22 protein-coding genes are annotated in these 25,316 nt (G+C 35.5%); 7 read left to right on the plus strand and 15 right to left on the minus strand.

Annotated features, from left to right (window positions below):
* The first annotated feature begins 148 nt into the window (after nucleotides 1-148).
* Entirely contained in the window at nucleotides 149-1,243 is a 1,095-nt protein-coding gene (locus tag ACFSQP_RS03120; RefSeq protein WP_376891692.1) for a DUF3667 domain-containing protein, read from the plus strand.
* On the opposite strand, the gene uvrA is transcribed toward ACFSQP_RS03120, so the two are convergent.
* On the minus strand, nucleotides 1,240-4,026 hold the full coding sequence (gene uvrA / locus ACFSQP_RS03125) for an excinuclease ABC subunit UvrA (RefSeq protein WP_376892114.1): 2,787 nt from the start codon (nucleotides 4,024-4,026) through the stop codon (nucleotides 1,240-1,242). The two genes, ACFSQP_RS03120 and uvrA, sit on opposite strands and share 4 nt — an antisense overlap.
* Nucleotides 4,027-4,262: 236 nt before the next feature.
* Between uvrA and ACFSQP_RS03130 the strand changes: the two genes are divergently transcribed.
* The 3 genes from ACFSQP_RS03130 to ettA all read left to right on the plus strand — a co-directional run bounded on the left by ACFSQP_RS03130 (nucleotide 4,263) and on the right by ettA (nucleotide 7,215).
* Complete coding sequence (locus ACFSQP_RS03130; protein WP_376891694.1) at nucleotides 4,263-4,847, plus strand: RNA polymerase sigma factor; 585 nt, start codon at nucleotides 4,263-4,265, stop codon at nucleotides 4,845-4,847.
* A 452-nt stretch (nucleotides 4,848-5,299) separates the two neighbouring features.
* A complete protein-coding gene (locus ACFSQP_RS03135; protein WP_376891695.1) occupies nucleotides 5,300-5,482 on the plus strand; it encodes a CAL67264 family membrane protein in 183 nt (60 codons plus the stop codon).
* Nucleotides 5,483-5,523: 41 nt separating this feature from the next.
* Nucleotides 5,524-7,215: an energy-dependent translational throttle protein EttA gene (gene ettA / locus ACFSQP_RS03140; protein ID WP_376891697.1), complete on the plus strand. Its 1,692-nt coding sequence runs from the start codon at nucleotides 5,524-5,526 to the stop codon at nucleotides 7,213-7,215.
* A gap of 178 nt (nucleotides 7,216-7,393) precedes the next feature.
* On the opposite strand, the gene ACFSQP_RS03145 is transcribed toward ettA, so the two are convergent.
* Genes ACFSQP_RS03145 through ACFSQP_RS03155 form a run of 3 tightly spaced genes read right to left on the minus strand, consistent with a single transcriptional unit; the run spans nucleotide 7,394 to nucleotide 9,637 of the window.
* Nucleotides 7,394-7,579 (minus strand): hypothetical protein, encoded by a 186-nt coding sequence (locus tag ACFSQP_RS03145; RefSeq protein WP_376891699.1) that lies wholly within the window; start codon nucleotides 7,577-7,579, stop codon nucleotides 7,394-7,396.
* Between the two features lie 28 nt (nucleotides 7,580-7,607).
* Nucleotides 7,608-8,162, minus strand: coding sequence for a thioredoxin family protein (locus ACFSQP_RS03150; protein WP_376891700.1), 555 nt, complete (start codon nucleotides 8,160-8,162; stop codon nucleotides 7,608-7,610).
* Nucleotides 8,163-8,173: 11 nt separating this feature from the next.
* Nucleotides 8,174-9,637, minus strand: a complete 1,464-nt coding sequence (locus ACFSQP_RS03155) for a TonB-dependent receptor (RefSeq protein WP_376891701.1) — start codon at nucleotides 9,635-9,637, stop codon at nucleotides 8,174-8,176.
* A 90-nt stretch (nucleotides 9,638-9,727) separates the two neighbouring features.
* Between ACFSQP_RS03155 and ACFSQP_RS03160 the strand changes: the two genes are divergently transcribed.
* Entirely contained in the window at nucleotides 9,728-10,489 is a 762-nt protein-coding gene (locus ACFSQP_RS03160; RefSeq protein ID WP_376891703.1) for an MBL fold metallo-hydrolase, read from the plus strand.
* Nucleotides 10,489-11,004, plus strand: a complete 516-nt coding sequence (locus ACFSQP_RS03165) for a hydrolase (protein WP_376891705.1) — start codon at nucleotides 10,489-10,491, stop codon at nucleotides 11,002-11,004. The genes ACFSQP_RS03160 and ACFSQP_RS03165 overlap by 1 nt, the downstream gene beginning before the upstream one ends.
* Here the strand turns inward: ACFSQP_RS03165 and ACFSQP_RS03170 are convergent.
* From ACFSQP_RS03170 to ACFSQP_RS03190, 5 genes are all read right to left on the minus strand, one after another.
* Complete coding sequence (locus tag ACFSQP_RS03170) at nucleotides 10,987-11,637, minus strand: alpha/beta hydrolase (protein ID WP_376891706.1); 651 nt, start codon at nucleotides 11,635-11,637, stop codon at nucleotides 10,987-10,989. The two genes, ACFSQP_RS03165 and ACFSQP_RS03170, sit on opposite strands and share 18 nt — an antisense overlap.
* A 2-nt stretch (nucleotides 11,638-11,639) precedes the next feature.
* On the minus strand, nucleotides 11,640-11,969 hold the full coding sequence (locus ACFSQP_RS03175; protein ID WP_376891708.1) for a hypothetical protein: 330 nt from the start codon (nucleotides 11,967-11,969) through the stop codon (nucleotides 11,640-11,642).
* A gap of 4 nt (nucleotides 11,970-11,973) precedes the next feature.
* Complete coding sequence (locus ACFSQP_RS03180; RefSeq protein ID WP_376891710.1) at nucleotides 11,974-13,227, minus strand: dihydroorotase; 1,254 nt, start codon at nucleotides 13,225-13,227, stop codon at nucleotides 11,974-11,976.
* Entirely contained in the window at nucleotides 13,224-15,155 is a 1,932-nt protein-coding gene (locus tag ACFSQP_RS03185; RefSeq protein WP_376891712.1) for a vWA domain-containing protein, read from the minus strand. Before ACFSQP_RS03185 ends, ACFSQP_RS03180 begins: the two co-directional genes overlap by 4 nt.
* Nucleotides 15,156-15,226: 71 nt before the next feature.
* Complete coding sequence (locus ACFSQP_RS03190) at nucleotides 15,227-16,258, minus strand: glycosyltransferase (protein WP_376891713.1); 1,032 nt, start codon at nucleotides 16,256-16,258, stop codon at nucleotides 15,227-15,229.
* A gap of 81 nt (nucleotides 16,259-16,339) precedes the next feature.
* On the opposite strand from ACFSQP_RS03190, the gene ACFSQP_RS03195 reads away from it, so the two are divergent.
* Nucleotides 16,340-18,232 (plus strand): M61 family metallopeptidase, encoded by a 1,893-nt coding sequence (locus tag ACFSQP_RS03195; protein WP_376891715.1) that lies wholly within the window; start codon nucleotides 16,340-16,342, stop codon nucleotides 18,230-18,232.
* 112 nt (nucleotides 18,233-18,344) lie between these two features.
* Here the strand turns inward: ACFSQP_RS03195 and ACFSQP_RS03200 are convergent, their stop codons facing one another.
* The 6 genes from ACFSQP_RS03200 to ACFSQP_RS03225 form a co-directional block, all read right to left on the minus strand.
* The gene (locus ACFSQP_RS03200; RefSeq protein WP_376891717.1) at nucleotides 18,345-19,829 is read right to left on the minus strand and encodes a S10 family peptidase; all 1,485 of its coding nucleotides are present in this window, start codon (nucleotides 19,827-19,829) and stop codon (nucleotides 18,345-18,347) included.
* 45 nt (nucleotides 19,830-19,874) lie between these two features.
* Nucleotides 19,875-20,651, minus strand: coding sequence for a TIGR02757 family protein (locus ACFSQP_RS03205; RefSeq protein WP_376891718.1), 777 nt, complete (start codon nucleotides 20,649-20,651; stop codon nucleotides 19,875-19,877).
* Between the two features lie 159 nt (nucleotides 20,652-20,810).
* Nucleotides 20,811-21,722 carry an EamA family transporter gene (locus tag ACFSQP_RS03210; RefSeq protein WP_376891719.1) on the minus strand — a complete coding sequence of 304 codons (912 nt, stop codon included), beginning with the start codon at nucleotides 21,720-21,722 and terminating at the stop codon, nucleotides 20,811-20,813.
* Between the two features lie 146 nt (nucleotides 21,723-21,868).
* The gene (locus ACFSQP_RS03215) at nucleotides 21,869-22,537 is read right to left on the minus strand and encodes a hypothetical protein (RefSeq protein ID WP_376891721.1); all 669 of its coding nucleotides are present in this window, start codon (nucleotides 22,535-22,537) and stop codon (nucleotides 21,869-21,871) included.
* Between the two features lie 99 nt (nucleotides 22,538-22,636).
* On the minus strand, nucleotides 22,637-23,056 hold the full coding sequence (locus ACFSQP_RS03220) for a thiol-disulfide oxidoreductase DCC family protein (protein WP_376891723.1): 420 nt from the start codon (nucleotides 23,054-23,056) through the stop codon (nucleotides 22,637-22,639).
* 44 nt (nucleotides 23,057-23,100) lie between these two features.
* A complete protein-coding gene (locus ACFSQP_RS03225) occupies nucleotides 23,101-25,272 on the minus strand; it encodes an endonuclease MutS2 (protein WP_376891724.1) in 2,172 nt (723 codons plus the stop codon).
* Nucleotides 25,273-25,316: the final 44 nt, after the last annotated feature.

Genomic DNA, 25,316 nt, shown 5'->3' on the forward strand with positions numbered 1-25,316 from the left:
TTTAGCCTACTCGTTAGCTTTTCGGCTTTCGCTGTTTTCAGAAAAACACCAATTGTCGTGCCAAAATTTTAAACAACTGATTACTAGTGTAGTAAAATTTTAAATAAGTATTTTCTTTTTTCTAATTTTAAAGCATCAATAAAATAATATGGCTCACAGCAATTATATTTGTAAAAATTGTGGTTCGTTTTTCAATGATAGGTTCGCTTTTTGTCCGCATTGTGGTCAAAAACGAAATGATAAACTCACACTTAAAGTTTTATTTTACAATACCATTAGCAACTATTTTTCTTTTGATGCCCGCTTCTTTAAAAGTTTTTTTCCACTCGTATTGAAACCGGGATTTTTAGCTGAAAAATTTATTGAAGGCAAACGCTTATTGTACCTACATCCGGCACAAATGTATTTGTTTAGTGCTATTGTGTTTTTCTTTTTAAACTCTTTTAAAGTGTCCAATTTAAAGGAGCTTGTAGATGCAGATTTACTCCAGAATTTTGAAAGAACTGAAGTACAAGAAAAATATACTACCAACGACTTAAAAAATTTAAAGATTGTTGAAACCACAGCAGAAAAAGCAAGAATAGATTCCACGGAAAATACAAACGTATTAAAAACTTTCGAAGACGCTAATGCTGGTTTTAGCAGAGAAGATGAGCAAGTTGCAGCCATAGCTAAAGATACTATTTCCAAAACAGCAGCGCTTTCGGCAGAAAATGAATTCGCAACCCTGGATTCGTTAATTGCTATAAATGCGCCAATGCACCTTATTTTAAAAGAAATGGGGCTACCAGATGACGCCGGCATAATAAAAACCCGAATTTATAAACAAGGGTTAAAATTTTATAAAGTCAGAAAAGCGGGTGGTTTAATTCAGAAGTTTTTTGATGCCCTACCTATAGCTATGTTTTTTGTACTGCCACTGTTTGCACTAATCCTATTCATAGTATTCAGAAACGTAAGAAATTATGCACATCATTTGGTGTTTAGCTTTTACTATTTCTCCTTTTTATTCACAGTATTCAGTTTTATTTTAATAGTAAATTATATATTCCAAATTCCAGGGTGGTTGGATTGGATTATTGTAGTTTGTACATTTCTCTATCTTGTACATGCTATGAAACGCTTTTACAAGCAAAGTGCTTTTAAAAGTTATATAAAGGCGAGCCTTACGATGTGTCTTTTTTTTCCAGTTGTTTTAATTAGCGGAATGGTTGTGCTGGGATTTGCCTTTATGTTTGCTTAAATTTTGTCTTTTAGATATTTACCCGTAACCGATTTTTTATTAGTAACTAATTCTTCTGGTGTACCTTCAGCAATAAGATAACCACCATTTTCGCCTCCTTCAGGTCCTAAATCAATTATATAATCGGCACATTTTATTAAATCTAAATTATGCTCAATTACCAAAACAGAATGCCCTTTCTCAATTAAGGCATTAAACGATTTTAGGAGTTTTTGTATGTCGTGAAAATGCAAACCTGTAGTAGGTTCGTCAAAAATAAAAAGTGCCTGATTGCTTTTACTGCCTTTTCCTAAAAATGTGGCTAGTTTAATACGTTGTGCTTCGCCGCCGGAAAGGGTAGAGGAGCTTTGACCTAATGTTACATAACCCAATCCAACGTCTTGCAATGGTTGTAATTTAGCGGTAATTTTTTTCTGATGGTGCTTACTAAAAAAGGCAATAGCGTCATCAATGGTCAGGTTTAAAACATCGTCAATAGATTTTCCTTCAAACAACACCTCTAGAACATCCTTTTTAAAACGCTTGCCGTTACAGGTTTCGCAAGTTAAGTGCACATCGGCCATAAACTGCATTTCAATAGTAACTTCGCCTTCACCTTTGCAGGTTTCGCAACGGCCGCCATCCACATTAAAACTAAAATGTTTGGCTTGGTAGTTTCTTATGTTACTTAACTTCATACTTGCATACAGTGCGCGAATGTCGTCGTAGGCTTTAACATAGGTAACCGGGTTTGATCTGGAGGAACGACCAATAGGATTTTGGTCTACAAATTCAATATGCTGAACATTAGAAAAGTTCCCTTTCAATTCTGAAAACTGACCGGGCTTATCACTCATATCTGTAATTTTCTTTTGTAAAGCCGGGTACACAATTTTTTTAATTAGCGTACTTTTCCCACTCCCAGAAACACCTGTTACTACTGTAAGCATTCCCAAAGGAATGGTTACGTCTATATTTTTCAGATTGTTTTCCTTGGCACCAATAACTGTAACAGCATATTTAGACTGACGTCGTTTTTTAGGAACTTTTATTTCCATGTCGCCATTTAAATAGTTTGCTGTTAGGGAGTTGGATTTTAAGATATCCTGAAAACTACCTATAGCAACTACTTCGCCACCAAAAGTACCAGCCTCTGGTCCAATATCTATAATTGTATCTGCTGCCAACATAATATCCTCGTCATGTTCAACTACAATTACCGTATTACCCAGATTGCGTAAAGCCTTTAATACCGTAATTAAACGTTCGGTATCCTTGGGGTGTAAACCAATACTAGGCTCATCCAGAATATACATAGATCCTACCAAACTACTGCCTAAACTGGTAGCTAAATTAATGCGCTGACTTTCGCCACCAGATAAGGTATTGGACTTTCGGTTTAGTGTTAAATAGCCCAGCCCTACGTTATCCAAAAAGCCTAACCGATTATTAATTTCTTTTAGTAAGCGGTTTGCAATTTTAGAATCGTGGGGATTTAAGGTTAAATTTTTAAAAAATGTGGCCAGTTTGTTTAAAGGCATATCCACTAAATCGGTTATGGTAGCGTCGTTTATTTTTACGTAGTTAGCCTCTGGTCTTAATCGCTTTCCATGGCATATTTTGCAGCTTGTTTTGCCTCTATAACGCGATAACATTACGCGGTTTTGAATTTTATAAGCTTTGGCCTCCAGTTCAGCAAAAAATCTATTTAGGCCTTCAAAAAATTTATTACCATCCCAAATAAGTTGCTTTTGCTTTGCTGTTAATTGATAATAGGGTTTATGAATAGGGAAATCGAATTTATGCGAATTGTTAACTAACTGATCTCGATACCAACTCATAGAATCGCCGCGCCATGGGAAAATAGCATTTTCGAATACCGAAAGGCCAGTATTAGGGATTACCAAATCCTCATCTATACCAATAACGTCGCCATAACCTTCGCAATTTGGGCAGGCCCCATAAGGATTATTAAAACTAAACAAATGCACATTCGGCTCCAGAAAATTTAAACCATCCAATTCAAATTTATTACTAAAATGAATGCGCTCTTTGCTGGACAAACTTTCAATGAAACAAGATCCTTTACCTTCAAAAAAAGCAGTTTCAATAGCATCTGCTAAACGGTTGTAAAAATCGTCTTCATGTTTGGTAATAACCCTATCTACCACTAAAAATACGTGTTCTGGCTTTTCTTTTGTATTTATGGCTTCATCAATTCTTACAACCTCGTCTTTAATTTTAACGCGGGCGTAACCTTGCTGGTTTAGTACTTTAAGTTTATCGGCTAAACTGCGTCCTTCTTCTAAAAGTATAGGCGCTAATAACAACAGTTTTTCTCCAGCTGCCATATCTTTAATATAGTTGAGTACGTCGGCAACGGTATCTTTTTTTACCTCTCTGCCTGATTTAGGCGAGTAGGTTTTACCAATTCTGGCAAACAAAAGTTTTAGGTAGTCATAAATTTCTGTGGTGGTACCAACCGTGGATCGGGGATTGGTGGAATTTACCTTCTGTTCTATGGCAATAGCTGGCGAAATGCCTTTAATATAATCTACTTTTGGTTTGTTTAAACGCCCTAAAAATTGTCTGGCATAACTAGAAAGACTTTCTACATATCTGCGTTGTCCTTCGGCATATAAAGTATCGAAAGCCAAGCTAGATTTGCCAGAGCCCGATAAGCCTGTTATTACAACCAGTTTGTTTCTGGGTATAATAACATCTATATTTTTTAGATTATGCAATTTAGCACCCTTAATAATAATGTTTTCTTTTGGGTTAACTTCAGAAATATTAGTAGTCATAAGCTTTGGCCTCATTAAGGCTGTAAAGATACTATAAGAAAATGCCATTAGAAAATGGTTTAGTATGCAAATATTTTTCGTAAAAATTTAAAATAAGTTTGTTTTTTAAGAAGTTTTGTTGTTATATTTGAGTTCTACAAACCTAAAAATCATAACAGTAGCCTATAAGCATAACTTTACTAAACAACGTTTTTTTAATTACTGCCGATGTGTTTCGGCAAAAAAAAGTTATGATTATGCAAAACAATCTTGTTGCAGATGCTACATTGGTTACCAATTATATTCACGGAAACGAACAGGCTATTGAAGTTTTAATTAATAGGCACAAACAGCGTATTTTTAGTTTTATTTATTCCAAAGTATACGATCGGGATATTACCGACGATATTTTTCAGGATACTTTTGTAAAGGTAATTAAAACGCTAAAATTAGGTAAATACAACGAAGAGGGTAAGTTTTTGCCATGGGTAATGCGTATTGCTCATAATTTAATAATCGATCATTTTAGAAAAAATAATAGAATGCCCAAATTTAGTAATACAGGCGATTTTAATATTTTTTCGGTGTTGCACGATAATGCGCTAGATGCCGAAGGTAGCATTATAAAAGACCAAGTAGCGCATGATATTAGGCGGTTAATAGAAGAACTCCCAGACGATCAAAAAGAAGTTTTAATAATGCGTATGTACAATAACATGAGCTTTAAAGAAATTTCAGAAAAAACAGGAGTTAGTATAAATACGGCTTTGGGGCGTATGCGCTACGCCTTAATTAACATGCGAAAAATAATTGAGAAAAATAATATTATTTTAACTAATTAGCACAATATTAATTAACTAGGTGCGTTTTGTAAAGTAGAAACCATATAAATATGAAATTGCATGGCAAAACTTTACTCAAAAAAACAACAAACCCCTATTAATGTGAACCCAAAAGAAGAAACCATAAAATTTCTTCTTGATTACTCGAAGGCTTTAAGTGTTATAAATTGTAATAAGATGAAGTTTGAAGCGCTTCTCAACTAAACTTTGAAAAGTCCTGATTAGTCTCAGGACTTTTTTTTGTTGCAAACTTAATACGGGTACTTGCGTTTTCTTATTTTTATAAATATCTCTACTAATGTGGCGGTTAAACTTGTTAACCCGTTGACTTTAATGCCTTTTATTTTGTAGTATTGGAGCCCCGTTAATTAGCTATTAAAAAGCAATAAATTACTTCCTTTTTTATAATAAATACCGATATTTGTGATTGCTAACTTTTAATTTAATAAACTATGGCAATGAATAAAAATACCGTTTTAGCATGGGCAACATGGATTATGATTTTTGTAGGATTAGGACTTATTGCATTGGGCGCATTCCGGTACGATGATGTAGCTGGTTGGGGATTTGCCGCTGTTGGAATTGGTTTTTTTTCTGTAGCGTGGGTTTTTAATGCACTAAAAGGTAGAGTATAACCACAATACATTTTACACACACTTTACAATACTAAAATATTATGAGCGACGATAAAAAAGTTATTTTCTCCATGTCTGGCTTAACCAAGACATTTCAGGGTGCCAATACACCAGTGTTAAAAAATATTTATTTAAGTTTCTTTTATGGCGCTAAAATTGGCATTTTAGGTCTTAATGGTTCGGGTAAATCTACTTTACTTAAAATTATTGCCGGACAGGATAAAAACTATCAAGGCGATGTTACCTTTTTACAAGATTATTCTGTGGGTTACCTGGAGCAGGAACCACAATTGGATGATAACAAAACGGTTATGGAAGTTGTAAGAGAGGGTGCGGCCGAAACGGTGGCTATTCTGGATGAATACAACAAAATAAACGATATGTTTGGTTTGGAGGAAGTATACTCTAATCCTGATAAAATGGAGAAGCTTATGAACCGCCAAGCCGAACTTCAGGACAAAATAGATGCCTTAAATGCTTGGGAGCTTGACACCAAACTAGAAATTGCAATGGATGCTTTAAGAACCCCCGATGGTGCTAAAAAAATTGGTGTTCTTTCTGGTGGCGAGCGCAGGCGAGTGGCACTATGCCGTTTGCTGTTGCAGGAACCAGATGTATTACTTCTGGACGAGCCTACCAACCATTTGGACGCTGAATCTGTACATTGGCTAGAGCAACATTTAGCCCAGTATAAAGGAACCGTAATAGCTGTTACCCACGATAGGTACTTTTTAGATAATGTGGCAGGCTGGATTTTGGAATTGGATAGAGGTGAAGGCATACCGTGGAAAGGAAATTATTCCTCTTGGTTAGATCAAAAATCCAAGCGTTTAGCGCAAGAAAATAAAGTGGCTTCTAAACGTCAAAAAACATTAGAACGCGAATTGGAGTGGGTGCGTCAAGGTGCAAAAGGCAGACAAACCAAGCAAAAGGCGCGTTTAAAAAATTATGATAAGTTAATGAGCCAGGACCAAAAACAATTGGATGAAAAACTGGAAATATATATTCCTAACGGACCGCGTTTGGGAACCAATGTTATAGAGGCTGTTGGTGTTAGTAAGGCTTACGACGATAAATTACTTTACGATAATTTAAACTTTAATCTGCCACAAGCGGGCATTGTTGGTATTATTGGACCTAACGGCGCTGGTAAAACAACCATCTTTAAAATGATAATGGGCGAAATTAAACCCGATAAAGGTGAGTTTCTTGTGGGCGATACGGCCAAAATTGCCTACGTGGACCAGTCGCATGCCAATATAGACCCCGAAAAAACTATTTGGCAAAACTTTAGCGACGAGCAAGACCTTATTATGATGGGAGGCAAGGAAGTTAATTCTCGCGCATATTTAAGTCGTTTTAATTTTTCTGGTGGCGAACAAAATAAAAAGGTAAAACTACTTTCGGGTGGCGAACGAAACCGCTTGCATTTAGCAATGACCTTGAAAGAGGAAGGAAACGTGTTATTATTGGACGAGCCTACTAACGATTTGGATGTTAACACACTGCGAGCCCTAGAAGAAGGTTTAGAAAATTTTGCTGGTTGTGCCGTAGTTATAAGTCACGATCGCTGGTTTTTAGATAGAATCTGTACCCATATTTTAGCTTTTGAAGGAAATAGTGAAGTGTACTTTTTTGAGGGGAGTTTTAGCGAATATGAAGAAAATAAGAAAAAACGATTGGGTGGCGATTTAACGCCAAAACGTATTAAATATAAAAAATTGGTTCGGTAAATACTAGTACCGTACATTCTAACTTTTCTGGTATAACCAGAATTTATAAAGCAAAAGAGTCAAAAAAAATATTTTTTTTGACTCTTTTTTGTTTTTTTGATGCGGCTCGTTTTTTATGGAACAAGCAGACTAATATAAACGCTTTAACGTATGTTTTTTTAGAGCGTTTTAAAAACAGTTAATGCGACTTATTTTTTTTAATTTTTAAAATTTGATAACCAATTAAAACAACCAACAAAATTAAAATAGCAATAATACCCATACTTTGGTAACCCGTTAAATTCTCTGGCAAACCATTTACTAAAAAATTAACAACCAAAGCGAGCACTAACAACGTGTATAAAACTAATTTTAATTTGTTCATAATGAATGGTGGGTTTCATAGTGTAAAACTACTCGGCATAAACGTGCTTATAGGTGTTACTGGTTAAAATATTTAATAAATCGGCTTCCAAAGTTTGTATAGACATTTCCACAATACGGTTGCGTTCCACACCATTTTCTAAAATTATGAAAGTTGGTACAAAACGTACATTATAAGTTTCCTCAATTTTTTCAGCAGATTGTTTATTGGTATCCAAAGCATAATAGGTAATAGCTTCGCTACTTATTTGTAAGGTATCTAAAATTTTTGAAAATCGGGGTACATCACGCTGGCTATCGCTACACCAAGTACCCATAATTATTTTAAACGTTATGTTGTTTTTTGATAATGCTTGTAAGGTATCTAGAATGGTAGCATCTATCTGGTAATCATTATAATTTTTCAAAAACCAAGAAGCGTAGGTTTCATTGCTTTCTAAAACCCTTCTATCAAATTTACCTACCAAGTGGCAATCGCCTGTGCAATCGGTGCCTTGGGCAACCTTTGTTTGTGCCTGTAATGGCGTTAAGGCAAAAAATGTGGTAAAAAAAAGGCAGAAAGCAACAAGCTGTTTACTAATCATAGCGGTATGGTTTAATTATTTTTAATGTCGGTTACAGCCTCTTGTGGGGCATAGCCAAATAAACACTTTTCTTTTATTAATTTCGAAACGCCTTCAGGGAGCATGGTTTCCCAGTTATTTTCATTGTTGGCAATTTTTTTCAAAACATCGCGTGAAAACACGTTTAAAATGTTGCTGTCGTAATCCGTAATGTCCACCACTTTTCCGTTGTATTTAAAAAACTTGTAAAGCTCTTTCATACGAGGATGAACTTTTAAATTCTCGCTAGTGGTAAGTTCGCCATGTTCATCCTGCATAGGATATAGGTATACGCGTAAGTCTTTAAAAAATAATTTACCAAAGGCCTCTAAAATACCACCACTTAAATGGCGGTAATATTTTTCGTCAAAAATATCCACTAAATTATTTACACCCATGGCTAATCCCATACGGAGTTTGGTATACTGCGAAAAATATTCTACCAATCTGTAATATTCTTGGAAGTTTGAAATTAAAACCGTGTGCCCTAATGAGCAAAGTAATTTGGCACGATCCATAAAATCCTGTTCGTTAATTTCGCCTTCTGCACGTAAATTAGATAATGTAATCTCGAAAACAACCTGCGTTTTGTTTACATCTACTTTATTTTCTTTTATAAACATGTCGTACGATTTTTGAAACATGTCTATATTCACCTTTGTAACAGGCCTAAAACTACCTCGAAGGGCTAAAATATTCTTTTTGTAAAGGATTCTGGCAGGTAGCACATTATTACCGTCGGGAGCAAACATAACCGCATCGGTCATGCCATTTTTTACCAGTTGCAAACTCATTAATCGGTTGTCCACATTTTTAAACACGGGACCAGAAAAATTAATGGTATCAATCTCTAATTGATCTTGGTCTAAATGATCGTATAAGTAGCGCAGTAATTTTTTAGGCTCTTTATATTTATAAAAAGCGCCGTAAATTAAGTTGGTACCTAAAATTCCGAGTGTTTCTTGTTGCAAACGTGCATCATTTTCTTTAAAACGCAAATGCAGCGAAATTTCGTTGTAGGTAGGGTCGTCAGCATCTATTTGATACCTAATACCAACCCAGCCATGGCCTTTATATTTTTTAGCAAAATCTATAGTAGCCACTGTATTGGCAAAAGAAAAAAACAATTTATTTGGATGTTTATCGCGTGGCAAACGCTTTTCCATTAAATTAATTTCATGGTTAAGCATTTTTAATAAGCGTGCTTCGGTAACATAGCGGCCATCCGATTCCACACCGTAAATGGCATCGCTAAAATCCTTGTCGTAAGCAGACATGGCTTTGGCTATAGTGCCGGAGCCACCACCAGCTCTAAAAAATTGCCGTACAGTTTCTTGGCCAGCACCAATTTCGGCGAAGGTTCCATAAATGTTTTCATTCAAATTTATGCGGAGAGCCTTTGTTTTTATTGATGGTACATCATCAAATTCTTTATCGCCTTTTAAGCTTATTTCCATTATAAATAATTGAGTTTTTGTATTACAAAGGTACCAAAACAGCAGGTTAAACAAAAAAATAACCTTATTTTTGTTTCAAAATTAATACAATTGAAAGTTACATTTTTAGGTACCGGAACCTCGCAAGGGATACCAGTTATAGGAAGCAAACACCCAGTGTGTTTAAGCACTAATCCTAAAGATAAACGCCTACGTGTTTCTGTTTTAATAGAGTGGGATTCTAAAACGTATGTTGTAGACTGTGGTCCTGATTTTAGACAACAAATGTTGCGTACCAATTGCCCAAAAATAGACGGCATAATTTTTACCCATGAGCATGCAGACCATACTGCTGGTTTGGACGATATCAGGCCTTTTTTCTTTAAACAAGGTCCGCTTCATGTATACGCCCACAAGCGTGTTTTAAACGAATTAACCAGGCGTTTTGATTATATTTTTCAGACTGAAAATAAATACCCTGGTGCTCCTAGCGTGATACAGCACGAAATTAAAAATGAGCCTTTTAGGCTTGAAAACAAATCGGTTTTACCCATAAACGGTACCCATTATAACTTACAGGTTTTTGGCTTCCGTTTTCACAATTTTGCTTACCTAACCGATATGAAAACTATTGAGGAAACAGAGCTTCAAAAACTGAAAAATTTAGACGTATTGGTTTTAAATGCTTTGCGTGAAACCGAGCATCCGTCGCATTTAAATTTACCAGAAGCCTTGGAAATAATTAAAAAACTACAACCTAAAAAGGCCTACCTTACCCATATAAGTCATTTGTTAGGCTTCCATGATGAAGTAGAAAGCAAGTTACCAGACAACGTATTTTTAGCCTACGATAATTTACAAATAACTCTATAATGAAAAAGAAAATTTTTAACTACCTGTTTATTTTTGTGGCGCTTTTGTTGGTGTTTCAATTTGTAAATTCGAAACGTATTTTAGATTCTTATGAAGGTATAATTGATAAAAAGGAAGCTAATTTCGAAAAATCAATTACCAAATATCAGGATACCATTTCAAAACTTCGTGATGATGTACTCCGGTTATCAGAATTTTCTGTTATGAATACCGAAGCGGCTTTAAGCTATATAGAAGCCGAAGGTTATCGTGTAGACGAGTTAATTCCCTTTGTAAAGGATGCCCTTTATGAATTAAACCTGGTAAAAGGCGAGGAGCATCCTTTAATTCCGTACGCTGCTCTTAACGGCGGTAAAATGATGATAGATCAAATACGCATTTTAAACCATAAATGGATTATAGCTAATTTTACAGATGGTAAATACTGGGGCGAAATGTTTTTAACCTATTCCATTTCGGAAGATAAACAATTAAGCTTTAAAGTGGTGGAATCGTTTCTATATCCTATCAATTAACCAACTTCTAAACTCATAAAAATTCTGTGGAGCCACGCCATGGCCTACAGGAAATTCTGAATATTGGTGCGCCACGTTTAAATGTTTAAGAAATTGTGGCGCTTTTCTGGCCCAATCTACAGGAATTACCTGATCGGCGCTGCCATGCGAACAATAAAACTGTAAATGCTTATAGTTTTGGGATTGCGGATTTTCAGGAATAATTTCCGAATTTATATAGCCGCTTAAGGCAATAATATTTTTTACTTTTTCTGGATAGGTTAATGCCACTGCGTAGCTTAAAATAGTGCCTTGGCTAAAGCCTAACAAACTCACGTTATTTCTATTTACCGGATAGGTGTTACAAGCATAGTCTATAAAGTCTGCTATTTTATCGCGCGAGGTTTTAGCTTGCTCATCGTCGCTCCATTTTCCATTCTGGGCATCAAAATTAATAGCATACCAAGCGTTACCATAAGGTTGTAGCTTATAAGGTGCTTGTAATGAAATAATGAATAATGTTTCAGGGAGTTCGGAAGCAAACGAAAACAAATCGTTTTCATCGCTGCCGTAACCATGACACAATATTAATAAAGGTGCATTTTCTTTTAATGTAGATGGTCTGGTAATATAATGTAAGTTTGGTGTGGTCATAATTAAGCAATGCTTGCAAATAGTTTTTGATACGTGGCTCCTAAAACAGGCACCTCTTTACAAGCGCCTGTTACCGCTAAAAATATACCATAAAGGAATAAAATGCTCATAGCAATCCAAAATCCGATGGATATGGCAAAGCTATCGAAAGCACTTATAAAATAGCCTAAAACCAAATATGTTGCATTTAAACCTAGACCTTGTTTGGCATGAAAAGAGGTAAACGGATTTTTTTTATCGCTATTCATAATAATAGCTATTATGGTACCAATTATGGTTAAATAGGCTACAATAGCCATTGTTTTCCCGTCGTTAATATCTTGTGCTGTCATTTAATTATTTTAAAATCAGTTTATTATTTGCAAACACACCATAAACCTCTCCAACCAACGAGGCCCCTTCAAAAATGGCATTTTTGGAAGTAGATTGGATATTTGCTTTATTAAAATGGTAAGTTGTATTTGGGTTAAACAGACTTAAGTTGGCTGTTTCTCCTTGGTTTATAGTATATTGGGTTATACCAAAGCGGCTTTTACCTTTAGTTAATAAAGACACCGCTTGCTCTGTAGAGAAAATGGTTTGCAAGGCGCCAAAAGCCGATTCCAATCCTATGGTGCCAAATTTAGCTTGCTCGAACTCCACTTTTTTTAGTTCCATATTTAATGGGTTATGATCCGTTGTAACCATATCAATAGTACCATCGGATAAACCTGCAATAAGCGCAGCTGTATCTGTTTCAGTTCTTAAAGGTGGTAGTACTTTAAATTTTGTGTCGAAAGTATTTAAAACACTATCCGTAAATATAAGATTGTGAATGGCAACACTGCAGGTAACATTTAATTTATTTTGTTTCGCTTCACGAATAAGTGCTACCGCTTTGGCTGTGGAAATTGTAGGTATGTGCAAACTGCCCCCAGTATATTCCAATAAAAATAAATCTCTTGCTATTTGAAGTTCCTCTGCCAAGGCCGGTATCCCGCTTAAACCTAATTTAGTGCTGGAAACGTGCTCATTCATAACCCCGTTACGAGCAATACGCGATTCCTGTGGAAATGAAAAGATTAAACCATTAAAATTGCTAGCATATTGTAAAGCAATTTTCATTAGGTTTGGATTATTTAAAGGTTTTTGGTAATCGTAAAAAGCCACGGCACCAGCTTGGCTCATGTCGTATAATTCTGCCATGTTGTTACCATCCGATCCGCTTGTTAATGCGCCAATAGGATATAATGAAACGGCATGATTTTGTGCTTTGGTTTTTACAAAGGAAATATCGGCAAAGCTGTCTAATACAGGATTTGTATTCGGATTTAAAGCAATGGCCGTAAAACCTGAAAGTGCCGCCGTTTGCAAACCATTTTGAATGGTTTCACGCTCCTCAAATCCTGGTTCACCCAAACTAACACTGCTATCAAACCAGCCTGGCGACACATGCAAATTAGGCCGCGTTACTTCTTTAAAATTATGTGAATTGGAGATATTTGGTGCTATTTTAGTAATGCTGCCGTTTTCGATACAAATATCCACTACCTGATTGTGGAAATCGCTTTTAGGGTCTATAATTTTGGCAGATTTTATGAGTGCGTTCATTTAAAATATTTTAAGATGAGCATTTCGATACAAGTAAATACCAAGGCAAAAATAACAAACCATTTCCATAAGGCATTAATTTTGGTATCACTTTTTATTGTATCAAAAGCAGTGTTAATAGCGCTACTTACTTGAACTTGTTCCAGGTTTTCTAAATTTTGGTAGCTTAATTTACTTTCTGCTCTGGCGTAATTGTAACTAACCGTACTTATAGGATTTTGCTTATCTTGAACCTGGTAAAATCCTGCAACATCTGGAATATCTGTTGTGGTTATGGTAACCTTATTGTTAAAATACTGCTGGAGCGGTATGGTTGTTTGTTCGTTATAATGCAATGTTAATACGCCATCGGCTTGCATAGCAACTGGTACATCAAAACTGTTTTCTTCGCCTATTGTAAAATAAAGTCGCGCCGTTTTTAAACTTTGCTGTGCTATGTTATAAAAGGTTGGAACAATTAAATCGTATTCGCTAAAGTTGGAATTAGTTTTATTTAAAGGACTTGTAAATAGGGCCAATTGGTTTTGGGTGACTAAAAATGGTTTGCCATCTTCAAAAGCCAAAGCCACAGAACTCGTGTTGGCTTTAACAGGATAATAACTGGCTACTTTTGGGTACTGAAAGTTTGTTTCTTGCTTTTCAAAAACGTTTTTGTAAAGTGGATGGGCATAACTGATTTTAGACACCCGCTTTTCACTTGTTATACCCGCTTGCATGACCATATTATAAGGCTCCAAAAATGCATTATATGTTTGGAGGTTTGCTAGACTATTTGGTATCATTAAAACATAGCCGCCGCGCTTTATAAAGCTTTGAATAGCGTTTATAAGGGAGCTTGGAATGGTAGTTAATTCGTTTAAAATAAGCAGTTGCTGGTTTTCTATAACGCTGTAGTTTAAATTGTTTAAAAAGGTTGTAGAAAATTCAAATTCCGGGTTATTAAATAAACGTTCTATATACGAAACATCTAAATTATCCTGATGGTGTATGTGTAACACCTTGGTTTTTTCAGGCTTGTTTAAACTAAAATACAACACATTATCAAAGGGTAGGCCCGCATCCTCGATAACTATTTTACCATTAGGTATGTGGTTTTCCGTTAGTGTAAAAGTGGTTACATTAGTTTCTGAAAAATCAATGGTAGCTTTAGCTAATAAAGTCTGATTATTATATACCGAAACAGGTACAGTACCAGCTGTTGGTCCAGTGGCTTTTAAAAATACACGTAACTTTAATTTACCTAATTCTTTTCCGGTTACGGCAACACTATCCACAGAAACATTACTTTCTACTTGTGGTTTTAGTTTTACAGCATGTAAGGTGTAACTGGTATCTAGTGGTTTGGAAAACGGTTTTTGTTGTTCCTGAAAATCCGAAATAAATACTAAATTTTTAGGACTGTTCGGTTTATTTGAAAAAAGCTTTTCACTTTTAAGCAATGCAGCTTCAAACGGCAGTGCGTTTGGTGCGTAGGGTAATTGTAAGAGTTCGTTTTGAATACTCTTTAAATTAGTATTGCTAAAAGAAGTTGTATTGGTAACCACAGAAATTGGCGCTTCTGGGTCAAGATTTTCAATGAGTTCTTGAATAGCGCGCTTCAACAGGGGGCCCTTTTCGCCTTTGGCCTCCATACTATAACTGTTGTCCAAATAAATAACCGTTTCGGGCTGGGTATTAAACTGGTTTTTTGAAGCTGTATAAGGTTGTGCAAAAGCAAAAATTAAGCAAGCCAGCAAAAGCATGCGCGTAAGCAAGGTAAGCCATTTTTTTATCTGCGAACTTTTACGTGTTTGAAGCGTTATTTGCTTTAAAAACGCCACATTGGTAAAGGATTCCTTTTGAAATTTTCGTAATTGAAATAAGTGTACAATTATTGGAATTACTAGTAAAAATAACGCGTAAAGTATTTCTGGATGTTTAAACTGCATTCCACGGATAATTTATTACAAAAATAGTGTTTAACATGAGAAAGTAAACCTTTTCAACATAAATTAACGTCCTAACATAAAAAGAAATAGTGCTTACTGGGCAATAGTCCTATAGACTGTAAATAGGCCTGAATGGTTTTTTGTTCTGCTTTATTGGCTACCGTTATTAAGCATTGCGGATTGGTAAGTGTTTTTAAACGGGAAATATCGTGCATAACAATCCCATAAATTTCTTTACCAATTTTTTTCGAATTATCGCAAATCCAAATAAAGTTAACGGCATTTTCTAACAGCAATTTCGCCACTGTTTTTCCTTTTTTTCCGGCGCCCCAAATTACAAGCGGTTGTTTTGGATTGTAATCTAGTTTTAAATAGTATTTTAATTTAAGCGGTAAAAAATGGTTTTCTGCATAATGCTCGTGGGTTCTAGAAGTTCGGGTACTATAATCCCGCCATAAATGTATTTTTTTGGAACAGGGTATAATGGTTAACTGGTTTTCATAAAACCGGAAAGCCAAATCGTAATCCTCTGGGTATATTTGGTTATTAAAAGCATTGCAGTTTATAAAATCTTGTCTATATACCATCCAGCAAGGCGAAGGAATAACACATTCTTTATAAATTTCAGAGTAATTGTTACCTGTTTGCGTTAACGAATTAAGCCAATTTTGGTATGATTTGTAGCCCAAACTTAAGCCGTCTTTTCGGAAATAACGAACTTGTCCTACGGCCACATGACCCTTACCAAATGTTTTTAAATTATGTGCTAAAACTGCCAATTTATTTGGTGTCATAACGTCATCGCTATCCATGCGTGTTATAAAAGTGCCACGGCTATTAGAAAAGCCATATTGCAGCGCACTAATAATACCCGTACCCGGATTTTTGTATAATTTTATACGCCTATCGTTTTTTGCAAACGCACTTACAATACGGTAACTAGCATCGGTTGAACCATCGTCCACTATTAGTAATTCCCAGTTTGTATAACACTGATTAATAATAGATTGAACACATTCTGCAAGAAAGGATTCGGTGTTTTTAAAAGGCGTAATAATGCTTATTAGCTCCTGTTCCATGTTGCGAAGATAGCGATTCTTCATTTTAACATAAAGTTGTGTTATTTATTGCAAGCACATTGTATTTTTGAACAGTAATTAACCTTTTTATTTAATTCTTTTATCATGAAAAAAACATTAGCCCTTGTAGGTATGTCTTTACTACTTGCAGCCTGTGGCTCTTCTTCAAAATCAACTACAGCTAATTTGGCTACTAATACGCCAATAGCTTCCGTTATTGATATAACCAAAGTATCGGACGATAAAGTGCCAGTAACTATAAATCCAGGCCGTTTTACAACAGATACCGTAACTTACAGGTTACCAAAAGTGGTGCAAGGAACATATTCTGTTAGTGACTTTGGAAAATATATTGAAGGACTTCAAGCATTCGATTATGATGGTAATACATTACCAGTAAATAAAATTGATACCAACTCTTGGATTATTACCAATGCTACCGAGCTAGATTATGTAAGCTACTTGGTTAATGATACGTTCGACCAAGAAGAAGTAGGTGGTATAGGAGGTGATGTGCCATTTTCGCCTGCAGGTACTAACATTGAACCTGACAACTATGTACTAAATTTACACGGTTTTATTGGGTATTTCGATTCACTTAAAAATAACCAATACACGCTGGATGTTATCGCGCCGGCCGATTTTGTGCGGTCCTCGGCCTTGCAACAATCAAAAGCCACAACAAGTGCCGATGGTAAGGTTATAACCTCCTCATATTTTGCACCGCGTTATTTTGATATTACAGATAATCCTATGATGTACGGTAATCTGGATGTTGAAGAATTTGAAATTGGGGGTATTAAAATCGTTTTAAGTGTGTACTCACCTAACGGCAAGCATACTGCAGCTTCTATGAAGAGTGCTATGGAAACCATGATGAAGGGTCAAAAAGCTTACATGGGCGATATTGATAGTACACCACGTTACGACATATATGTGTATTTGTCTGAAGGAAAAGCAGATTCTCCAAAAGGATTTGGAGCCCTAGAGCACCATACGTCTACCGTAGTGGTTATGCCAGAGTCTATGCCACAAAAAGCGCTTGATAATAGTATGATTGATATCGTATCGCACGAATTTTTCCATATTGTAACGCCTTTAAGTGTGCATTCTGAAGATGTACATTATTTTGATTACAACAACCCAACATTTTCTAAACATTTATGGATGTATGAAGGGGTAACCGAATATTTTGCTACCTTATTTCAAGTAGATCAAGGTATTGTTTCTGAAACGGATTTTTACAATAAAATATTGGGTAAAATTTCGGCATCGCGAAGTATGAACGATAGCATGAGTTTTACAGAGATGAGCGAAAATGTATTGGACGAACCCTATGCAAGCCAGTACTATAATGTGTACCAAAAAGGTGCTTTAATTGGTATGTGCTTAGATATTTTAATTCGTGAAGGCAGTAATGGCAACCGCGGTATTTTATCGTTAATGAAAGAATTGTCCAACAAATATGGTAAAAACAAACCCTTTGAAGATGATGCCTTAATTGATGAAATTGTAGCCATGACATATCCTAGTTTACGCGACTTTTTTGATGCGCATGTCATAGGGAATACGCCTATACCTTACGAAGATTTCTTTGAGAAAGTTGGTTTAGAAATTGGCGAAGGCGCTGTAGAAACCAATTATATTCAAGGTAATGGAGCCTTAATTGTATCTGCAGACCAAAGTGAAGGGACTATATTTTTTACAGAAAACGTGTTGGGCAATAGCTTTTGGAAAGCACAAGGAGCCATGCCAAACGATGTAATTAAAGCCATAGATGGCACAACAGTAACGTTACAAACAGCCAATCAGGTTTTTCAAGAGGTATTTTCTTGGGAAGCAGGCCGAGAAGTTTCCGTAATACTTGATAGAGGTGGTAAGGAAATTGTTATCAACACAACGTTAACACCTACTTTTACTACAGGCAAACGCATTATAGAGAAAGATACTGCCACGCCAGACCAAATAGCCTTACGAAATGCTTGGTTAAAAGGGTAAAACAACTTTAAAACCACTTTAATAAAAAACACCTGATAGATTTTGTAGGCTATCAGGTGTTTCTTTTTTTAACCTTTCTGTAACGATAAGGCTTATAAGCTAAAAACCATCGTTAATATTTAGCTGGCTTTCCGTTGGTTAATGAATTGGCAATAAATTCGCGAATATCATTATTAGAAGCCTCTAAATCGGCTTTTCTTAAATACATCATATGGCCACTTCTGTAGGTTTTAAAAGTAAATCTATCTTTCATGACACCCGAAGGATCCAACTGGCCAACCGTATATTTTGCAGCAAAATAGGTTGTAGCACCATCGTAGTAACCAGACTGCACAAGAACTTTTAAATACGGATTTTGTGCCATAGCTTGACGCAACCGTTCACGCGTTGTATCATTTTGGCGGTCCCAAGGATGTACATCGCCAAACATATTGTATTTAATATCTGTTTTAAAATTTAAATGTTCGCGTAAATAATAGTTTATGGCAGGGGTAAAGGAATGCAACCACGAGGACAATTCGGCATTATAATCGGGCGCATTTCCCGCCGCCATTTTATCAATACCTAAATAGCGAGAATCCAACCTACCAATAGTATAACCGCGATCACGGAGCAATTCTTTCCAAAAAAATCGCGTTGGTATATTTAGGTTGTGTTGTAAAATAGCTGTTTTACTTAAGCCAGAATACAAACTCATTTTTTCGGCTACTTGGTTGCGCTCTTCAGCCGAAATAAAACCTCCTTTTGCTATGGCAGGCATTAAAGTATTGATAGCGAATGTTTCTACTTCCGGTAAAATTTCGGTTAAATCTTTTTGTTGAAGCTGCGGTGGTAATGCTTTTTGGTGCCAGGCTGCTGCTGTAAAATAGGGTAAATTTAAAGCAGAATAAATGGGCTGATCGGTTGAATAGATTTTATAATCGGCTGGCGATACTAAAATAACCCCATTTAAATACATCCATTGGTTGTTTTGTAATTCTTCTGCCAATCCCATAACACGTGGTCCGCCATAACTTTCACCAATTAAGTATTTTGGCGATTCCCAGCGGTTGTATCGTGTAACAAAGGTATTTATCCACTCTGCTAAATAGCGTATATCGGCATTTATACCAAAAAATTGGTCTCTGTTTGGAAGTTTACCATCCTTATCTTCTATCATGCGCGAGTAACCGGTGTTAACAGGGTTTACAAAAACAATATCCGCAACATCCAAAATAGAATAAGGATTGTTTTTAACACCATATGGCTGCACAGGATATCCTTCATCATCAATATTTAAAATTTGTGGTCCGGTGTAGGCAATATGCATCCATACCGATGCAGAACCAGGACCGCCGTTAAACGAAATAACCAAAGGTCGGTTGGCTTGGTTCTTTACATTACTGCGCTCGTAATAGGTGTAAAATAATGTTGCCATAGGTTCACCAGATTTATTCCACACGGGTTGCGTGCCAGTAAAGGCTTTATACTCTAAATTAACATTGTTAATTGTTGCCTTATGGTTGGTAACAACCACCGTATCTGTTGGTATTTGCCTGTTTTGTGCGTGAGCGGTAAGCAGCGCTAGAGCCGCCATGCAAAAAAGAATTTTTTTCATAGATTTTTATTAAAAAGGTTTTCGGAATAAAGATACAGAAATTACTTAAAACCCCTCAAAAACACCCAATCCAAAAAGTGCAAAATCGTATTTTACAGGATCGTTTGGGTCTAATTGTCGCAAATTGGTATCAAGCTCTAGAACAGCTTTGGCATCGTTTTGGTTTCGGGTAAGCAGACCCAGTTTTCTGGCTACATTTCCGGAGTGTACATCCAACGGACAGGATAATTGTTTGGTATGAACCGATTTCCATAAACCAAAATCCACACCAGTATCTGCTGGTCTTACCATCCAACGCAAAAACATATTAATGCGCTTTGCAGCAGAATTTTTTAGGGGATCCGAAATGTGTTTTTCGGTTCGTGTTAGGTGTGGTATTTCAAAAAAACGTTGTTTAAACGTATGAATAGCGGCTTGTAAATGCGTGCTTTTAGCATGCTCGGCAAAAATAGTTTCCAAGCCGTTGTAATTGCTATAAATATGTTTTAATCCAGATATAAAAGTTATGAAATCTGTACCATTAAAAGTGCGGTGCACAAAAGGTAGTAGTTTTTTTAAATCAGGCTCTTGGTGGTGCATAACAAAATGGTATGGGTCTTGTTCCAGAAGTGCCATCATACGTTGCGCATTGGTAATAATACTTTTTCTATTTCCCCAAGAAATAGTAGCGGTTAAAAAAGCAGCTATTTCAATATCCTCTTTTTTTGAAAAGGTATGAGGTATTTTAATAGGATCGGTATCTAGAAACTCTGGGGTGTTGTAATAGTTAACTTTAGCATCCAGAAATGCTTTTAATTCCGAACTAGATAATAATTTTTGCACGTATAGGGATTTAGGTTTGGTTACATTCTAGTTGCTTACATGGTTAAAAAAACCAATTTGCAACGTTTATATTGGGCAAAAATACACATTCCAGGAGGGTTAATAAAATTAGACGCTTTTTTAAGAAGCTACAAAATAGCAGGTAATTTTTATAAGTTTTTATTGAATATGAGCTGCACGCCGTTTATTAATACGATGTTTAATAGCTGGTATATTGAAGATAATAACCGAGGTAATAATCAGGCTATAACTTAAAGCTTGAGCAGTGGTGATGGTTTCTTTAAAGTAAAATACAGCTAGAAAAAAGTTAATTAGCGGATTTAAATAAATAAATATTCCTACCACAGCCGAATTTAAACCACGAAGGGCATAAATGTTAAGAAACATGGGTAAAATGGTAAAACCAACAGCAATAACAGCTATCATGCTATAAAAGTAAGGTGTTTTAGGTGTATTGTACTGGTGTGTGGCAAAAAAAGGTATTAATAAAATTACAGCAAATGCTATTTGAACAGTTAATATTAAAAACCGATCGAGTTCCTGATTTCGACGTTGTAAAATAAGGTAAATGGCGTAGCTTAATGCTATAAGCATGCTGTAAAATAAATCGGTAAAATTTCCTAACGAAATAATTAAACAAGCCAAAAAACTTAAGGTAACCGCCAGCCATTGTAATTTAAACAATTTTTCTTTCAGAATGATAAAAGCTAAAACCATGGTTAAAATTGGGCAAATTAAGTAAGCTAATGATGTGGCTTTTACACTTACATTATTCATTACATAAATAAATACGTACCAATTTAAAGCCAAAAACAAGCCACTAGCTAAATTAATTACTGCAATGCGAATTTTCTCTTTTTTCTCCAGCGCTTGGTAGCGCTTTAGGGTATTTTTTAAAACCTTTGGCCTAAATAAAAGACTTACTACAAGCATAATGGCAACAGATACCACAGAGCGATAACTTAAAATATCGAAAGCAGAGAACGCCGACAACGGTTTTAAAACCAGGCTAAAAAATCCCCAAATTGTAAAGGCAAGGGTGGCGGCTAGATAATGTTTGGTGGTATTCATTTTGCAACTTAAATAATGGGCAAATGTAGCTTTAATTTATAAAGTTGCAAGGCAATTTCTAGTTATAATTTGCTTGCTATTAAAGCCCAAAAAAAAAGCCCCGATAATAGTACCGAGGCTTAGTTGTTTAAAAAACGCTTTTTAGCTTATTTACGCGTAAGTGCTTTTGTTATTTTAGCTGTATAATCGGCGGCATTTTTACGAATATTTTGCGGGTCGTCAATTTGTGTTGTTACTACCGCAGCTAATTGTTTGCCGTCTGCTTTTGTTAAATCGTAAGCAACTGTTTCAACCACATAAGTTTTAATAACTTGTGTGGTGGCCGTCATTGGAACATAAGATCCGTATGTTGAATACGAAAACGGATTGGCATAATAACCATAAAAACCACCGTAATAAGCAGGGTAATAGGAAGGCCAGTATGTAGCGCCGGCATAGTAACCACCATCCTGTGTTGTTTGGGTGCGTTCTTGGTAATCTTTTACAACAGTTAGTACAATACCGTTATAACCTTCATTTTTCAAAAACGATCGAAAGTTTGTTAATTGTTCTTGATTTAGTTCCTTGTCATGGCTAAATTCTGGCATTTCTTTAAAACTTTCAGTAGCCTGAATACCATTAGCTCGAAGTTCCTTGGCTAACTCCGTTTCAAAAGCAATTCTAACAGATTTATTATCGGTTCTGGAAATAACTAGAACTTTATTATCTTGAAAGTCGCTAATGGAATCGGATTTCCAAGCATCCAAAACTTTAATACTGGAGCAGCTAGAAGCAAAAATTAAAAGTAGCACTGCTAATGTGAACGTGTTTTTCATAAAATTGGTGTTAAGTTTATTAAGATATTTTTATTTAGACATTTTATTTCAAAAAGCTAATAACGAGTCAAAAATAGCATAAAAAAACAAACTGCCTCTTTATTCTAAAAATTTTGCTTTTAATTCCTTGGTAGGTATCATACACGCTTCTTTTTTTCCAAACCATTTATACCTATTTTTAGCAATAACATCGTAAACCCAATTGCGAATAAATGCAGGAACAATGAAAAAAATTGGTAATAAATTTCTTGGGAACCCTAGTTTAGAAGCTATTTTTAAGGCTGCGGTAGATTTGTAATGAAGTTGTTTATTAGCAGTATACAATAAAATAGAGTCCAATTTAGTAGTATCTATTTGGTGGGCCTCTAGGACCTGATTTCCAATGTTGCTTTGTAATGGAGCAAACACAAAAACATTATTTTTATCGTGTTTAATAACGTAGTTAATGGCGTTATTACACAAATTACATACCCCATCAAATAGTATTAAATGTTTGTTTTCTGGCAGATTTTTTATCATAATAGCAGGTGTTTTTAGTGGTTTTAAGCTAAAAAACAAAGCGTTTATTTGTTTACAGCTTCCACAAGTTCTAATTGTTCCAAACTGACATTTGTTGTAAACATGCCATAATTAACAACAGCTTTATTTTTTTCAATACTATCTATGCTTCCAACCGCGCGGCCATCCTGCATTCTAACCCGGTCGCCAATTTTTAAAACGGGTTTTGGCGGTGCTGGTTTGTTTTTTTCTTTTGCTTTTTCAGCCTTTTTTTTCTCCCTAATAACGGCTACTTTTTTTTCAGCTTCTTCTTTTATTTTCTCAACTTTTGCTTTTTCAGCCTTTTGTTTTTTAACAGAGATTTTTTTGCGTTTGGAGTTTTCAATTTGAACTAGTTTAAATAGTTCACTCAAGAGTGCTTTTTTCTGTTTGTTGTTGAAATATTTTTCAGATAAATCGTTTACTTTCTGCCCTAAATAAATGAGGCGCTGGTTGGTATCGTATAGCTCTTGATAGCTTTCTAACTTCTTCTGAACTTTTAAATTGATTTCCTCTAATTTTTCGGCCTCTGTTTGTTTCTTGCGTTCGTTTTCTTTTAACGACTGTTCCGTTTTCTCTAATTTAGATCGTTCTTTTTGAAGCTTTGCTATGGTTCTATCAAAACGAACTTTGCCTTTTTCAATTTTCTTTTTGGCCCTATTTATTAAAGAATAGGGGATGCCGTTTTTTTGGGCTACTTCAAACGTAAAGGAACTCCCTGCTTGTCCTAAAGCCAGTTTATAAACGGGTTCTAATGTTTTTTCGTCAAACATCATGTTGGCATTTTGCATAAACGGTAGCTCATTGGCTAACATTTTCAGGTTTGCATAGTGTGTGGTTATAATACCAAATGCTTCGCGGTGGTAAAATTCCTCTAAAAAGGTTTCTGCCAAAGCACCTCCCAATTCTGGATCGGAACCAGTGCCAAACTCATCTATTAAAAACAAGGTGTCTTTATGGCATTTTTTAAGGAAATAATTCATTTGTTTTAAGCGGTAGCTATAAGTGCTTAAATGGTTTTCAATAGATTGATTATCGCCTATATCCGTAATAATTCGCTTGAATAAAAAAACACTACTGCGTTCATGTACTGGTATTAAAAACCCCGATTGCAGCATTACTTGCAACAATCCTACCGTTTTTAAAGTAATACTTTTTCCGCCAGCATTAGGTCCAGAAATAACAATAATCCGGTTTTCTTGTGTTAATTTTATGGACTGCGGATATGTTTTTTGATTTTTTTGGGTATTGCTTAAGTATAATAACGGGTGGTAGGCATCGCGTAAGTTAAGTTCCCGATTGGTATTAATTTCTGGCAACACGGCGTTCATAGATTTGGCATATTTTGCCTTGGCCGAAATAACATCAATATTTATTAAAAAGCTTTGATAGTCCTCTAACAGTGGTATAAATGGTCGGATAAAATTGGTAACATCCTTTAAAATGCGAATAACTTCTTCGTGTTCTTCATATTCTAAATTGTTTAATTCGCGGGTGTGCTGTAATGTGGTTTCCGGCTCGATATATACAATACTTCCGGTTTTACTTCCGCCCATAATGGCGCCCTTTACTTTACGACGGTACATGGCTTTTACAGCTAGTACCCGTTTGTTGTCTACTACCGATTCCCGAATATCATCCAGATAGTCTAATTGATGATACGTATTTAGGGCAGCACCAAAACTGCTATTTATTTTTCCTTTTACTTTATTAATACTTTGCCGTAGCTCTTGCAACAAAGGCGATGCGCTGTCTTTTATGTCGCCAAACCTATCTACTATGCTATCAATTTCTTCAATTAATACCTTTGTAACCTCAATATGTGATGCATACTCATTAAGATTTATATAATATTCTTTAAATTTTTTCAGAAAAACAACCAGTGCATTAACTGTAATAGACATACTAACAAGTTTCTTTAAACTAGGTGTTTCCAGAAAGGTGTTTTCTATTTTAAGTAGTTTTAATTCTTTTGTTATGGCATCAAAACCATGGTTTGGAATCCGGTTATCGTTATACAAGGATGCTAAATATTCGTTGGTATATGATAAGGATTTCACAACCTGGTCGTGGGTTTTTAAGGGACTAATTTCCAAAGCGGCCTGTTGTCCTAAAGGCGTTATGCACAAAGCGCTTACTTGTTGCAAAACGGTAGAAAATTCCAGATCTTGGCGTGTTTTTTCGTGAATATGTATCATATAGTTTTAGCTGATGAAAATCTCATTTATGAGCTTGTAAAAAT

The sequence above is a fragment of the Bizionia sediminis genome (assembly GCF_042684585.1).
GTDB lineage: Bacteria > Bacteroidota > Bacteroidia > Flavobacteriales > Flavobacteriaceae > Algorimicrobium > Algorimicrobium sediminis.